Origin of the sequence: Lysobacter brunescens (assembly GCF_042677005.1) — a bacterium.
In the GTDB taxonomy this organism is placed as follows: Bacteria; Pseudomonadota; Gammaproteobacteria; order Xanthomonadales; family Xanthomonadaceae; genus Lysobacter_I; species Lysobacter_I brunescens.
This window is the reverse complement of sequence record NZ_JBHTIF010000001.1, coordinates 2530951-2543946: the sequence shown is the minus strand read 5'-3', so window position 1 is coordinate 2543946 and position 12996 is coordinate 2530951. Positions and strand designations below refer to the sequence as shown.

The 12996-nt window shown below is 69.3% G+C and carries 10 protein-coding genes; 5 read left to right on the top strand and 5 right to left on the bottom strand.

From position 1 onward, the window contains the following. Nucleotides 1-77: 77 nt before the first annotated feature. From cysN to ACFQ0E_RS11300, 3 genes are read right to left on the bottom strand one after another with little or no spacing between them, the layout of a single operon-like run. On the bottom strand, nucleotides 78-1991 hold the full coding sequence (gene cysN / locus ACFQ0E_RS11310) for a sulfate adenylyltransferase subunit CysN (RefSeq protein WP_386823734.1): 1914 nt from the start codon (nucleotides 1989-1991) through the stop codon (nucleotides 78-80). Further along, the gene (gene cysD, locus ACFQ0E_RS11305) at nucleotides 1991-2899 is read right to left on the bottom strand and encodes a sulfate adenylyltransferase subunit CysD (RefSeq protein ID WP_386823733.1); all 909 of its coding nucleotides are present in this window, start codon (nucleotides 2897-2899) and stop codon (nucleotides 1991-1993) included. The genes cysN and cysD overlap by 1 nt, the downstream gene beginning before the upstream one ends. A gap of 58 nt (nucleotides 2900-2957) precedes the next feature. After that, nucleotides 2958-3707: a sulfite exporter TauE/SafE family protein gene (locus ACFQ0E_RS11300; RefSeq protein ID WP_386823732.1), complete on the bottom strand. Its 750-nt coding sequence runs from the start codon at nucleotides 3705-3707 to the stop codon at nucleotides 2958-2960. A gap of 167 nt (nucleotides 3708-3874) precedes the next feature. On the opposite strand from ACFQ0E_RS11300, the gene ACFQ0E_RS11295 reads away from it, so the two are divergent. From ACFQ0E_RS11295 to ACFQ0E_RS11285, 3 genes are read left to right on the top strand one after another with little or no spacing between them, the layout of a single operon-like run. Beyond that, nucleotides 3875-5713: an assimilatory sulfite reductase (NADPH) flavoprotein subunit gene (locus ACFQ0E_RS11295; protein WP_386823731.1), complete on the top strand. Its 1839-nt coding sequence runs from the start codon at nucleotides 3875-3877 to the stop codon at nucleotides 5711-5713. 1 nt (nucleotide 5714) lies between these two features. Beyond that, the gene (cysI, locus tag ACFQ0E_RS11290) at nucleotides 5715-7427 is read left to right on the top strand and encodes an assimilatory sulfite reductase (NADPH) hemoprotein subunit (RefSeq protein ID WP_386823730.1); all 1713 of its coding nucleotides are present in this window, start codon (nucleotides 5715-5717) and stop codon (nucleotides 7425-7427) included. Further along, entirely contained in the window at nucleotides 7424-8173 is a 750-nt protein-coding gene (locus ACFQ0E_RS11285; protein WP_386823729.1) for a phosphoadenylyl-sulfate reductase, read from the top strand. The genes cysI and ACFQ0E_RS11285 overlap by 4 nt, the downstream gene beginning before the upstream one ends. Nucleotides 8174-8195: 22 nt before the next feature. Here the strand turns inward: ACFQ0E_RS11285 and ACFQ0E_RS11280 are convergent, their stop codons facing one another. Then, nucleotides 8196-9269 carry a GlxA family transcriptional regulator gene (locus tag ACFQ0E_RS11280; RefSeq protein ID WP_386823728.1) on the bottom strand — a complete coding sequence of 358 codons (1074 nt, stop codon included), beginning with the start codon at nucleotides 9267-9269 and terminating at the stop codon, nucleotides 8196-8198. On the opposite strand from ACFQ0E_RS11280, the gene ACFQ0E_RS11275 reads away from it, so the two are divergent. Further along, entirely contained in the window at nucleotides 9268-10071 is an 804-nt protein-coding gene (locus tag ACFQ0E_RS11275) for an MBL fold metallo-hydrolase (RefSeq protein ID WP_386823727.1), read from the top strand. The genes ACFQ0E_RS11280 and ACFQ0E_RS11275 overlap by 2 nt on opposite strands. Before the next feature lie 73 nt (nucleotides 10072-10144). On the opposite strand, the gene ACFQ0E_RS11270 is transcribed toward ACFQ0E_RS11275, so the two are convergent. Then, nucleotides 10145-11131, bottom strand: coding sequence for a LysR family transcriptional regulator (locus ACFQ0E_RS11270; RefSeq protein ID WP_137852966.1), 987 nt, complete (start codon nucleotides 11129-11131; stop codon nucleotides 10145-10147). Between the two features lie 295 nt (nucleotides 11132-11426). Here ACFQ0E_RS11270 and cysG point away from each other — a divergent pair, with 295 nt between their 5' ends. Continuing rightward, nucleotides 11427-12953: a siroheme synthase CysG gene (cysG, locus tag ACFQ0E_RS11265; protein WP_386824122.1), complete on the top strand. Its 1527-nt coding sequence runs from the start codon at nucleotides 11427-11429 to the stop codon at nucleotides 12951-12953. Nucleotides 12954-12996: the final 43 nt, after the last annotated feature.

The window sequence follows — 12996 nt, the reverse complement described above, 5'->3', positions numbered from 1 at the left end:
GCATCGATGGACGCATCGATGGGCCGGTGGCCAGCCGACAGGACCGGGCAAGGGCACCGCCCTGCCCGGTTCGCGGGTCAGCCCTGCCCCAGGATCCGCTGCACCACCGCCTCCGCGAGGGCTTCCGGCGAGTGGGCGACCGTATCCAGCCGCAGTTCCGGCGATTCCGGGGCTTCATAGGGCGAATCGATGCCGGTGAAGTTCGGGATCTTGCCGGCGCGGGCCTTGGCGTAGAGGCCCTTCACATCGCGGCCCTCGGCGACCGCCAGCGGCGTGTCGACGAAGACTTCGACGAACTCGTCGCCCTCGAACAGCTCGCGCGCCATCTGTCGCTCGGCGCGGAAGGGCGAGATGAAGCTGACCAGCACGATCAGGCCGGCATCGACCATCAGCTTCGACACCTCGGCGACGCGGCGAATGTTCTCGACGCGGTCCTCTTCGCTGAAGCCCAGGTCCTTGTTGAGGCCGTGGCGGACGTTGTCGCCGTCGAGGATGTAGGTGTGCAGGCCGAGCGCGGCGAGGCGCTTCTCGACCAGGTTGGCCACCGTCGACTTGCCGGAGCCCGAGAGGCCGGTGAACCACACGCAGCGCGGCGACTGGCCGAGGCTGCGGGCACGGGCGGCCTTGTCCACTTCGAGGTGCTGCCAGTGGATGTTGGCGGCGCGGCGCAGCGCGAAATCGAGGGTGCCGGCGGCGACCGTGCCGTTGGTCTGGCGGTCGATCAGGATGAAGGCGCCGAGCTCGCGGCTGTCGGCGTAGGCCTCGAAGGCCACAGGCTGGTCGAGGTGCAGGTTGCAGTAGCCGACCTCGTTGAGTTCGAGGTGCTTCGCGGCCAGGTGGTCCTGCGTGTTCACGTCGACGCGGTGCTTGATCTCGGTGACCGAGGCGCCGACCGTGCGCGCGCCGATCTTCAGCCAGTACGGCCGGCCCGGCAGCAGCGCCTGCTCGCCCATCCACAGCACGTGCGCGGCGAACTGGTCGGCGACCTGCGCCGGTGCGCCACCGGCGGCGATCACGTCGCCACGGCTGATGTCGATCTCGTCTTCCAGGGTCAGCGTGACCGCCTGGCCGACGATCGCGACCTCCAGGTCGCCGTCGCCGGTGACGATGCGCGCGATCTTCGAGCGACGTCCGGACGGCAGCGCGACGATCTCGTCGCCCACCCGCGCCGCGCCGGACACGAGGGTGCCGGCGAAACCGCGGAAGTTCTGGTCGGGCCGGCAGACCCACTGCACCGGCATGCGCAGGCCGAGGTCCTTGCGCGCGTGCGACGCATCCACCGTTTCCAGGTGTTCGAGCAGCGTCGGGCCGGCGTACCAGGGCATGCGCGCCGAACGCTCGAGCATGTTGTCGCCGTTGAGCGCGGACAGCGGGATCGCGGTGACGTTGGCGATGCCGAGCTGCGCGGCCAGCGCGCGGTAGTCCTCGGCGATGCGCGCGAACACGGATTCGTCGTGGTCGACGAGGTCCATCTTGTTCACCGCCAGCACCACGTGGCGGATGCCCAGCAGCGAGACGATGTAGCTGTGCCGGCGCGTCTGGGTCAGCAGGCCCTTGCGCGCGTCGACCAGCACGATGGCGAGGTCGGCAGTGGATGCGCCGGTGGCCATGTTGCGCGTGTACTGCTCGTGGCCGGGACAGTCGGCGACGATGAACTTGCGCTGGTCGGTGCTGAAGAAACGGTAGGCGACATCGATCGTGATGCCCTGCTCCCGCTCGGCCTGCAGGCCGTCGACGAGCAGCGCGAAATCGATCTGGCCGTTCTGCGTGCCGTGGCGGCGGCTGTCGGCTTCGAGCGCGGCGAGCTGGTCGTCGAGCAGCAGCTTGGTGTCGTGCAGCAGTCGACCGATCAGCGTGCTCTTGCCGTCGTCGACGCTGCCGCAGGTGATGAAGCGCAGCAGCTGCTTGTGTTCGTGCTGTTCGAGATAGCTGGCGACGGCGGCGACGGCGTCCTGCACGGCGGTTTCCGGGGTCTGGAGTTCGGCGTTCATCAGAAATAGCCCTCCTGCTTCTTCTTCTCCATCGAGGCGGAGGGATCGTGGTCGATCACACGCCCCTGGCGTTCGGAGGTGGTGGCGACGAGCATCTCGGCGATGATCTTCTCCAGCGTGTCGGCCTCGGATTCGATCGCGCCGGTCAGCGGGTAGCAGCCGAGGGTGCGGAAGCGCACGCGCCTCATCGCCGGGGTCTCGCCCGCGTGCAGCGGCAGACGGTCGTCGTCGACCATGATCAATGCGCCGTCGCGCTCGACCACCGGGCGCTCCTGGGCGAAATACAGCGAGGGCACGGGGATCTTCTCGCGGAAGATGTACAGCCACACGTCCAGTTCGGTCCAGTTGGAAATCGGGAAGACGCGCACCGATTCGCCCTTGTGGATGCGGGTGTTGTAGAGGTTCCACAGCTCCGGGCGCTGGTTCTTCGGATCCCAGCGATGCTGCGCGGTGCGGAACGAGAACACGCGTTCCTTGGCGCGGGACTTCTCTTCGTCGCGGCGCGCGCCGCCGATCGCGGCATCGAAGCAGTGCAGGTCCAGGGCCTGCTTCAGCGCCTGGGTCTTCATCACGTCGGTATGCACGGTGGCGCCGAAGGTGATCGGGTTCATGCCCATCGCCACGCCTTCCGGATTGGTGTGCACGCGCAGCTCGATACCCGTTTCTTCGGCGCGGCGGTTGCGGAAGTCGATCATCTCGCGGAACTTCCAGCCCGTATCGATGTGCATGAGCGGGATGGGCGACCGGCCCGGCGCGAACGCCTTCTGCAGCAGGTGCAGCAGCACGGAACTGTCCTTGCCGATCGAATACAGCATGACCGGGTTGCGGAACTCGGCCGCGACCTCGCGGAGGATGTGGATGCTCTCGGCTTCGAGCCGATCGAGATGACTGAGGGCGGGAATGGACATGGACTCTCGACAGGGGAACCAGGTGTGGCGGGGCCGGGGAGGACGAACGATCGATGGCTTACCCGGCGAAGGTCTTGTACAGGGTCCGCAGGCTCAGGCCAATCACCAGCAGGCCGACGAAGGGCATGAGCACGCGGGGTTTGACGAAGCGGATCAGCCAGGCGCCCAGCGGGGCAGCCAGCACGCCGCCGATGGCCAGGCCGACCACGATGCCGATGTGGCTGAAGCCCATCGTGACCAGGAAGACGATCGACGCCGTCAGGGTGACGAAGAATTCCACCGCGTTCACGCTGCCCACGGTGAGGCGCAGCTCGTGCCCGCGGGCGATCAGGTTGGTGGCCACGATCGGGCCCCAGCCGCCGCCCCCGATGGCGTCGAGGAAGGCGCCGATGAAGCCGACCGTGGAGACGTGCGAGGTGACTTCGCGCGGCACCAGCTCCTTGAAGGCCTTGAACAGGATGATCACGCCCATCAGCAGCAGGTAGCCCGCGATCCAGGGCTTGAGGGCGTCGCCGTCGATCGCGGTCAGCAGGTACGCACCGATGCCCGCGCCCAGCACCCCGGGCAGGAGCAGCCGCCGGAACAGCTTGCGGTCGATGTTGCCGAACGCGTGGTGCGAGATCGCCGAGGTGCCGGTGGTGAAGCACTCGGCGGCATGCACGGTCGCGCTGCTGACCGCCGGCGGCACGCCGAAGCCCAGCAGAAGCGTGGATGCGGTCACACCATAGGCCATGCCCAGCGCGCCATCGACGAGTTGCGCAGCGAAACCGATCGCGATGAACAGGAGGAAATCGGGGGGCAGTTCCATGTGGGGAGGAGCCGCTGAAGGCTTTCCAGTATCGATAAACCCTCCCTGCGTCGAAAGTGCGCGCCGGCATAAGCGAATAACGACCGATCCTTTCCTGCTTGAAATACAGGGACATAGGCTGGGTCCATCCCCCGGACCCCCATCCCGGGCAGCCCCAGGTTCCCGCCATGTCCTCCGCCCCCGCCACCGTCGCCCTGTCCACGCTCGCGCAGCCGCCGCTGTCGGTGGAGCCTTTCGCCCAGATCGCCCGCCTCGCCGAGGGCCTGGACAGCGCTGGCCTGTGGTGGCTGTCGGGCTATGCGGCCGGGCTTGCACGCGCGCAGGGCGGCCTGGTGCCGCTGGCGCCGGTGGCCGGTCAGGCCGACGCCGCCGCGCAGCCGCGCGAGCGCCTGACCGTGGTCTATGGCAGCCAGACCGGCAATGCGAAGCGCTTGGCCGAAGCCCTGGCCGCGAAATTCGAGGCCGAAGGCCTTCCGGTGCGCCTGCTGCGCGCCGATGCGTATCCGACTCGGGAGCTCAAGGACGAGCATTATCTTGCGATCGTGATCAGCACCCAGGGCGACGGCGACCCGCCGGACGACGCCCGCGCGCTGGTCGAATTCCTCGACGGCAAGCGCGCGCCGAAGCTGCCCAGCCTGCGCTACACCGTCCTCGGCCTGGGCGACTCCAGCTATCCGCAGTTCTGCGCCATCGGCCAGCGCATCGACGCCCGCCTCGAAGCCCTGGGCGCCCAGCGCTGGGTGGCCCGCGCCGATGCCGACCTCGACATCGACACCGTGGCCACGCCCTGGGTCGCGCAGGTCCTGGCCGAAGGCAAGGAGGCGCTCAAGGCGCGCAGCGCCCCGCTGGCCACGGTCACCCCGCTGCGCCCGCACCTCGCCGCCCCGGTCGCCTGGACCCGCGAACGCCCGTTCGTCGCCGAGCTGCTGACCAACCAGCGCATCACCGGTCGCGGTTCGGACAAGGACATCCGCCACATCGAGCTGTCGCTGGAAGGCGCCGGCCTGGACTACGAACCGGGCGACGCGCTGGGCGTGGTCATCGAGAACCCGCCGGCTTTGGTCGAAGCGATCGTCGCCGAACTCGGCCTCGATGCCGCCGCGCCGGTCACCATGGGCACGGACACCCTGCCCCTGCGCGATTGGCTGGGCAAGCGCCGCGAGATCACCCGCCTGAGCCGTCCGTTCGTCGCCACCCACGCCGCGCACGCCGGCAGCGACGCGCTGAACCGCCTGCTCGCACCCGACCAGCGCGAAGCGCTGACCGCCCTCATGGCCGATGCGCAGATCATCGACCTGCTGCACGACCATCCGGGCGCCTGGACTGCCGAGGCGCTGGTCGAAGCCCTGCGTCCGCTGCAGCCGCGCCTGTATTCGATCGCGTCGAGCCGCAAGGCCGTCGGCGACGAAGCGCACCTGACCGTTGCCCATGTCGAGTACGCCCGAGGCGACGCGACCCGCTGGGGCGCGGCCTCGCATTTCCTCGCCGCCCGCGAGGAAGGCGCGCAGGTGCAGGTGTACATCGAGCACAACGAGCGCTTCCGCCTGCCCGCCGACGGAGCCAAGGACATCATCATGATCGGCCCGGGCACCGGCGTCGCGCCGTTCCGCGCCTTCGTGCAGGAACGCGAGGCCGTCGCGGCGACCGGCCGCAACTGGCTGTTCTTCGGCAACCCGCACGCCCGCGAGGACTTCCTCTACCAGGTCGAGTGGCAGGACGCACTGAAGCGCGGCGCGCTGCACCGGCTCGACCTCGCGTTCTCGCGCGACCAGGCCAGCAAGGTCTACGTGCAGCACCGCCTGCGCGAACAGGCGCGCGAACTCTACGCGTGGCTGGAGAACGGCGCGCACCTCTACGTCTGCGGCGACGCCACGCGCATGTCCAAGGACGTGCACGCCGCACTGCTGGACATCATCGCGGTGCAGGGCGGCAAGTCCGCCGAAGACGCCAACGACTACCTCAATACCCTGCAGACGCAGGGTCGCTACGCCCGGGACGTGTACTGATATGGCCGCTCACTCCGTCGAAGACATCAAACGGCAGAGCGGTCGCCTGCGCGGCACGCTGGTCGAATCGCTGGGCAACCAGATCACCGGTGCGCTGGCCGAGGACGACCAGACCCTGATCAAGTACCACGGCAGCTACCAGCAGGACGACCGCGACATCCGCGACGAGCGCCGCCGGCAGAAACTGGAGCCGGCGTATTCGTTCATGATCCGCACCCGCACCCCGGGCGGCGTGGTCACGCCCGCGCAGTGGCTGAAGCTCGACGCCATCGCGACGACCTATGCCGAACGCGGCCTGCGCGTGACCACGCGCCAGGCCTTCCAGTACCACGGCGTGATCAAGGGCGAGCTCAAGGCGACGATGCAGGCGATCAACGCCGCGCTGATCGACACCCTCGCCGCCTGCGGCGACGTCAACCGCAACATCGCGGTCGCCGCGAACCCCTATCTCTCCGCCGTGCACACGCAGGTGCAGGCGCAGGCCGAGGCGCTGTCGAAGCACCTGCTGCCGAACAGCCGCGCCTACTACGAAATCTGGTTGGACGAAGAGAAGGTCGCCGGCAGCGGCGAGGAAGAGGAGCCGATCTACGGCGCCGTCTACCTGCCGCGCAAGTTCAAGATCGGCTTTGCGGTGCCGCCGAGCAACGATGTCGACGTGTTCGCGCAGGATCTCGGCTACATCGCGATCATCGAGAACGGAAAACTCGCCGGCTACAACGTCAGCGTCGGCGGCGGCATGGGCGCGACCCATGGCGACCCTGAAACCTACCCGCGCCTTGCGAACGTGATCGGCTTCATCACGCCCGACCAGGTGATCGCAGTCGGCGAAGCCGTCGTCACGACGCAGCGCGACTGGGGCAACCGCGCGGTGCGCAAGCGCGCGCGCCTGAAGTACACGATCGACGACCACGGCCTGGAGAACTTCCGCGACGAAGTCGCGAAGCGCGCCGGCATCGCGTTCGGCCCCGCCCGCGCCTACGCCTTCGACCACAACGCCGACCAGTTCGGCTGGAGCCAGGGCGATGACGGCCTGTGGCATCTCACGCTGCGGATCATCGCCGGCCGCATCTGGGACCGGGACGGCGTCGAACACCTGACCGGCCTGCGCAGGATCGCCGCGCTGCTCGACGAAGCCGGCGGCCGTAGCGAGTTCCGCCTGACCGCGAACCAGAACCTGCTGATCGCCAACCTCGACGCCTCGCAGCGCGACGCGATCGATGCGCTGGTCCGCGAATACGCGCTCGACACGCACACGGCCGCGTCTCCGGCGCGCAAGGCCGCACTGGCCTGCGTCGCGCTGCCGACCTGCGGCCTGGCGATGGCCGAAGCCGAGCGCTACCTGCCGGCGTTCGTTGATCGCATCGAAGCCCTGCTGTCGACGCACGGCCTCGACGGCGCCGACCTGCACATCCGCCTCAGCGGCTGCCCGAACGGCTGCTCGCGTCCGTATCTGGGCGAGATCGCGCTGGTCGGCAAGGCACCGGGCCGCTACAACCTGATGATCGGCGCCGACCATCGCGGCCAGCGCCTGAACACGCTGTATCGCGAGAACATCGACGAGGCCGCAATCCTGGCGACCCTCGACCCGCTGTTCGCGCGCTACGCCGCCGAGCGCGGCGCCAGCGAACGTTTCGGCGATTTCCTGGTCCGCGCCGGCGTCGTCGCCGTCGACGTGAGCGGCAGCAGGACGCTGCCATTGGAGTTGGTCGCATGAGCCTGCCCGACCCCGTCACCGCCGCCGAGTCGCCGCAGGCGCTCGCCGAACTCAACCGCTGGCTGGGCGCGCGCAGCGCACCCGAGCGCGTCGAATGGGCGCTGGAGCACCTCGCCGGCAACCACGCACTGTCGTCGAGCTTCGGCGCGCAGGCCGCCGTGGCCCTGCACATGACGACACAGGTGAAGCCGGACATCCCGGTGATCGTGGTCGACACGGGTTACCTGTTCCCGGAAACCTACCGCTTCATCGACGAACTGACCGAGCGCCTCAAGCTCAACCTGCATGTCTATCGGCCGCAGGTCGGCATCGCGTGGATGGAAGCGCGCCACGGCAAGCTCTGGGAACAGGGCCTGGAAGGCCTGAAGCACTACAACCAGATCCGCAAGGTCGAACCGATGCAGCGCGCGCTGCGCGAACTCGATGTGCGCACCTGGATCGCCGGCCTGCGTCGCAGCCAGTCCAGCTCGCGCGCCGGCGCCGGTTTCCTGGAACTGCGCGACAACCGCTGGAAGCTGCAGCCGATCGTCGACTGGAGCGACTACGACGTCTGGAAATACCTCGAATCGAACGGCCTGCCCTACCACCCGCTGTGGCACGAAGGCTACGTCTCGATCGGCGACACCCACACCACGCGCCCGCTGGAAGCCGGCATGAGTGAGGAAGACACCCGCTTCTTCGGCCTCAAGCGCGAATGCGGCCTGCACGAGGACTGGGGCACGGAGTCGCTGGCGAAGAGCGCCTGAGGCCGCCGCCCCCGCGCGGACATCAGCGCTGCGCGAATTCGCGCCGGTACGCCTGCGGAGACAGGCCCGTCGCCGCCTTGAACATGCGGCCGAGATTCGATTCGCTGCTGAATCCCAGGTCCATCGCGATGCGGCTGACCGACGCACGCGTCAGCAGCAACCGCTCGCTCACCTGATTGAGCTTCACCCGGCGCGCATGCGCGGCCACCGCCATGCCGGTTTCACGCAGAACCTTCCTCGACAGGGTGCGTTCGGACATCGCCAGCGGCTCGGCCAGGGCCGCCGCCGTCAGCCGCTCTGCGGGCGTCGCCTCCACCAGCGCGTGCAGACGCCGCAGCAGGCCGCTGCGCTGTTCGATCAGGCTCATCGCGCGGAACGCCGGATGCGGCTGCACCGGTCGAGGGAGGACCATCATCCGGGCCAGGTCGCGGAACAGCGCAGGCGGCAGGTGCCGCTCGACGACAGTCTGCGCGATCGCATGGTGGCCGTTGACGCCGCCGGCCGTCATCGATCGCGACGTCGAGACCAGGTCCTGCTCGCAGCGCCAGGCCACGCCCGGATAGCGCGCCTGCATCGTGTCCGCCAGCCACCATGTCGTCGTGGCCGGCTCGCCGTCGAGGCGACCGCTCGCCGCCAGCCAGGCCACGCCGGTGCAGTAGGCCCAGCAGGACAGGCGAGGCGGACAGGCAGCCAGCGCGTCGACGAGCGCGGACTGGCGTTCGATCGCGGCACTCACCTGCCCTGGGGATTCCGCCCAGAATCCCGGCACGAGGACGGCATCGAACCGATCCGCCTCGAAAGCCGCCATTCCCTCCAGACGCAGGCCATGCGCGGCCGGCGCAGCCTCGCGGCCCGCATCGCCGCCGATCATCACGAAGCGGGCGTCGAACAGGCAGCGACCGGTTCGCCGGTTGGCCGCGTGCAGCAGGTCGGCGAACGCGAACAGGCCCGTGGGCAGGCAGTCGGGATACAGCAGCAGGCCGATCCGCAACGTCGTTGGCGCGTCCATATTTGAATGAATGGTGTCCATTCCAGACATTGTGGGCGCCCGGCCCGCCTCCGGACAATGCCGGCACCCTTTCGAGGCCTGGCCCATGCAGATCCAGCACCTGCGCAACGCGACGATCATCGTCACCCTCGGATCGCACCGCATCCTGGTCGATCCGATGCTGGCGCCACGCGGCACCCTGCCGCCGCTGCGGATCCTCGGCGGTCCCGGCCTGGGCGGACGCCAGCGCAATCCGCTGGTCGACCTGCCCGCCGGCACCGATGCCGCCCTCGACGGCGTCACCCACGCCCTCATCACGCATTGCCAGAAAGGGCATTTCGACCACCTCGACCGCGCCGCGAAGCGCTGGCTGCGCGAGCGGAACATTCCGGTGGTCTGTTCGCCCGAGGACGCTGCGCACCTGCGCGCACGCGGGCTGGACGCCCGGCCGCTGCCGGCCGACCACGCGCAGCCATCGCCCTTCCTCGGCGGCCGCATCCGCACCGTGCGCTGCACGCACGGGCGCGGCCTGGTCGGTCGATTCATGGCGCACGGTGTCGGCTACCTGATCGAACTGCCGGGCGAACCCAGCCTCTATCTCAGCGGCGACACCGTGCTGACACCGGCCGTGGAGGCGTTCGTGACGCGCCATCGTCCGGATGTGAGCGTCGTGCCGGCGGGTGGCGCGAAATTCGACGTGGGCGGCGAGATCATCATGGGCATCGACGAGGTCGTCGCGCTGTGCCGCATCGCGCCCGGCATCGTCATCGCCAACCATCTCGAAGCCCTGGGCCATTGCCCGGAAACCCGCGCCGGCCTGGCGGAGGCCGCACGCCGCGCAGGCATCGGCGACCGCCTGCGGATTCCCGAGGATGGCGAGGTGCTGACGTTCCGAGGCGCGGGAGACTGATCGCACGCGTCCGGCGCCCCATCACGACCTTCCCCGCGCGCGGGGGAAGAGCCGACCGGCGGGGCAGCGGACGTCAGTTGGTGATCACCTGGCTGAGGTCAGTCCAAGTCGGCGGCGCCGGCCAGGTCGCGGCCTGGTTGCCGGCGAGGATCCGGCGCAGGTCGTGGCGATCGAGCTGCGGCGCGAGCGAGACAAGCAATTCGACGGTGTAGTCGCGCAGCACCCGTTCGCGCGGCAGCACGGCCCAGGCGGTGCACTCGGGGATCGCATCGGGCGCCGGGAAGGCGACGAGGTCGGAATCCTGGATCGCGCTGACCGCCATTTCGGCGAGCAGGCCGACGCCGATGCCGGCGCGCACATAGGTCTTGATCAGGTCGGCGTCGCGCGCGGTCATCGCCAACTGCGGCTCCAGCCCGCGTGTCGCGAAGGCGCGGCGCAGCGAGGAGTCCGGGCGGATCGAGGATTCGTAGCTGACCAGCGGGTAGCCGGCGAGGTCGGCCAGGGTCGGCCGCGCACCGCTCTGCGCCAGCGGGTGCGAGCGCTGCATCAGCACGACGCGGCGCCAGCGGAACAGCGGGATGGCCACGCCGTCGGCCGGCACGTCCCCGGCGGTGCTGATCAGGGCCAGGTCGGCCTCGCCGCGCGCCAGCTGCGACAGCACGTCGCCGTCGGCGCTGGGCTGCAGATGGATGCTCAGCCGCGGATAGGCCTGGTGGACCTGCGAGATGACCGGCGGCAGGACGAAGCGGGCCTGGGTGTGGGTGGTGGCGATCAGCAGCTGGCCGTGACCGTCACGACGCTGGTTGGCGGCGAAGGCGCGGATGTTCGAGGCTTCCAGCAGGATCTTGCGGGCATGGGCCAGCACCTGCGCGCCGGCCGGGGTGAGCTCTTCCAGGCTCCTTCCCTTGCGGACGAACAGCAGGAAACCCAGCTCGTCCTCCAGTTGCTTGAGTTGCTTCGACAGCCCGGGCTGGGTGGCGTGGACGTGTTCGGCCGCCGAGGTGATGTTGAAGCCCGCATCGGCAATTGCGACGAAGTAGCGCAGTTGAACAAGGGTCATGACGGTCTTTCCGGAAGCGAGAGCGAAAGGACGGGAAACGGGGCACCCCAAATGATGCCCTGAAATCTAATCTCTTCATGCGGATCAAGAGATTTAATTCTGATAACTTATAGAAATAAAACTGTCATCGCACATTCCAAATTCTTATATAGCAAGTCAGGGCGGTCATTTCCGGCGTCCCGGTCGCGGATTTACGTTGGACTGCCTGCTCCCAGATCCGGACCCGGCCATGCCCGCCCTTGCCCACACCACGCCCGTTGCGCCGCCTGCCGCCCCTGCGGACGCGACGCCGTGCATGGCGGCCGGCGAGGCCCCGGACTTCCAGCCTCCCCCGCTGTTCCCGGCCTTCCTCGACCTGCGCGGTCGCATCGTGCTGGTGGTCGGCGGAGGCGCGGTGGCCCTGCGCAAGATCACGGCGCTGCTGCCCACCGGTGCACGGGTGAGGGTCGGCGCTCCGGAGCTGATACCCGAAATCGAGGCGATGTCCGCCACAGGCGCGATCGAACACCTCGACGGCCGCTTCCAGCCGGCCTGGCTCGACGACGCCTGGCTGGCGGTGGCCGCCACCGACGATGCCGAGGTGAACCGCGCCGTGGCCGTGGCCGCCGAGGCCCGGCGCCTGTGGGTGAACGTGGTCGACGACGCGCCGCTGTGCAGCTTCCAGGTGCCGGCCCGCGTCGAACGCGGCCCGCTGCAGATCGCCATCTCCAGCGGCGGCGGCGCGCCGATGCTGGCCCGCCACCTGCGCGAACGTCTGGAAACCGAGATCGATGAATCCATCGGCACGCTCGGGACGCTGCTGGTCCGCCATCGGAGGCGCATCCGCAGCCGGATCGCCGACACCGGCGCGCGGCGGCGGTTCTTCGATGGCGTGATGACCAGCGAGATCCCGTCGCTGCTGCGTCGCGGCGACCACGACGGCGCCGAGCGCGCGCTGCTGGCACGGATCGAACAGGCCGATACCGCGAAGCGGACCGGACGCGTCGCCCTGGTCGGCGCCGGCCCGGGCGACGCAGGCCTGCTCACCCTGCGCGGCCTGCGCCTGCTCAACGAAGCAGACGTCATCCTCCACGACCGCCTGGTCAGCGCCGAGGTGCTGGACCTCGCCCGCCGCGATGCCGAGCGCATCGAGGTCGGCAAAGAAGCCGGCCATCACCACGTGCCGCAGGACAAGATCCACGCGCTGATGCTCGAACACGCCCTGGCCGGCAAACGCGTAGTGCGCCTCAAGGGCGGCGACGCCTTCGTGTTCGGGCGCGGCGGCGAAGAGATCGAATACCTGCGCGACCACGGCATCGACTACGAAGTCGTGCCCGGCATCACCGCTGCCCTCGCCTGCGCCGCGTACGCCGGCATCCCGCTGACCCATCGCGACCATGCGCAGTCGGTGCGCTTCGTCACCGCGCACAGCAAGGCCGAGAACGACGAACTCGACTGGGCCGGCTTCGCCCGCGAGGGCCAGACGCTGGCGTTCTACATGGGCGTCGCCGGGCTGGAACGCGTGCGAGCACGCCTGCTGGCGCACGGCCGCGCGGCGTCGACGCCCTGCGCGCTGGTCGAGAACGGATCGCGGCCGGACCAGCGCGTGGTGCTGGCCACGCTCGACACCCTGCCCGAGACCGCCCGTACCCACGATGTGCGTTCACCCGCCCTGCTGTTCGTCGGCGAAGTCGCCGGGCTCGCCGCGCGCCTGCACTGGTTCGGCGCCGCGCCGATCGGCAGGAACCACGTGCACGGCCACGCGCAGCATGACGCCGGGAGCGACGATGCGATGATCGTCGCGCCTGCCCGGACGGACACGCCGCTCGCTGCGGCCGCCTGACCTCCTCTATCCCCTTTCCCCCTCGACACCGCTCCAGGACATC

What these genes read in the sequence shown, in the direction of transcription:
- ACFQ0E_RS11295 (WP_386823731.1), top strand. Translation starts at nt 3,875, where the DNA reads ATGTCCTCCGCCCCCGCCACCGTCGCCCTGTCCACGCTCGCGCAGCCG.
- ACFQ0E_RS11285 (WP_386823729.1), top strand. Translation starts at nt 7,424, where the DNA reads ATGAGCCTGCCCGACCCCGTCACCGCCGCCGAGTCGCCGCAGGCGCTC.
- cysD (WP_386823733.1), bottom strand. Translation starts at nt 2,899, where the DNA reads ATGTCCATTCCCGCCCTCAGTCATCTCGATCGGCTCGAAGCCGAGAGC.
- cysG (WP_386824122.1), top strand. Translation starts at nt 11,427, where the DNA reads ATGGCGGCCGGCGAGGCCCCGGACTTCCAGCCTCCCCCGCTGTTCCCG.
- ACFQ0E_RS11280 (WP_386823728.1), bottom strand. Translation starts at nt 9,269, where the DNA reads ATGGGCCAGGCCTCGAAAGGGTGCCGGCATTGTCCGGAGGCGGGCCGG.
- ACFQ0E_RS11270 (WP_137852966.1), bottom strand. Translation starts at nt 11,131, where the DNA reads ATGACCCTTGTTCAACTGCGCTACTTCGTCGCAATTGCCGATGCGGGC.
- cysN (WP_386823734.1), bottom strand. Translation starts at nt 1,991, where the DNA reads ATGAACGCCGAACTCCAGACCCCGGAAACCGCCGTGCAGGACGCCGTC.
- cysI (WP_386823730.1), top strand. Translation starts at nt 5,715, where the DNA reads ATGGCCGCTCACTCCGTCGAAGACATCAAACGGCAGAGCGGTCGCCTG.
- ACFQ0E_RS11275 (WP_386823727.1), top strand. Translation starts at nt 9,268, where the DNA reads ATGCAGATCCAGCACCTGCGCAACGCGACGATCATCGTCACCCTCGGA.
- ACFQ0E_RS11300 (WP_386823732.1), bottom strand. Translation starts at nt 3,707, where the DNA reads ATGGAACTGCCCCCCGATTTCCTCCTGTTCATCGCGATCGGTTTCGCT.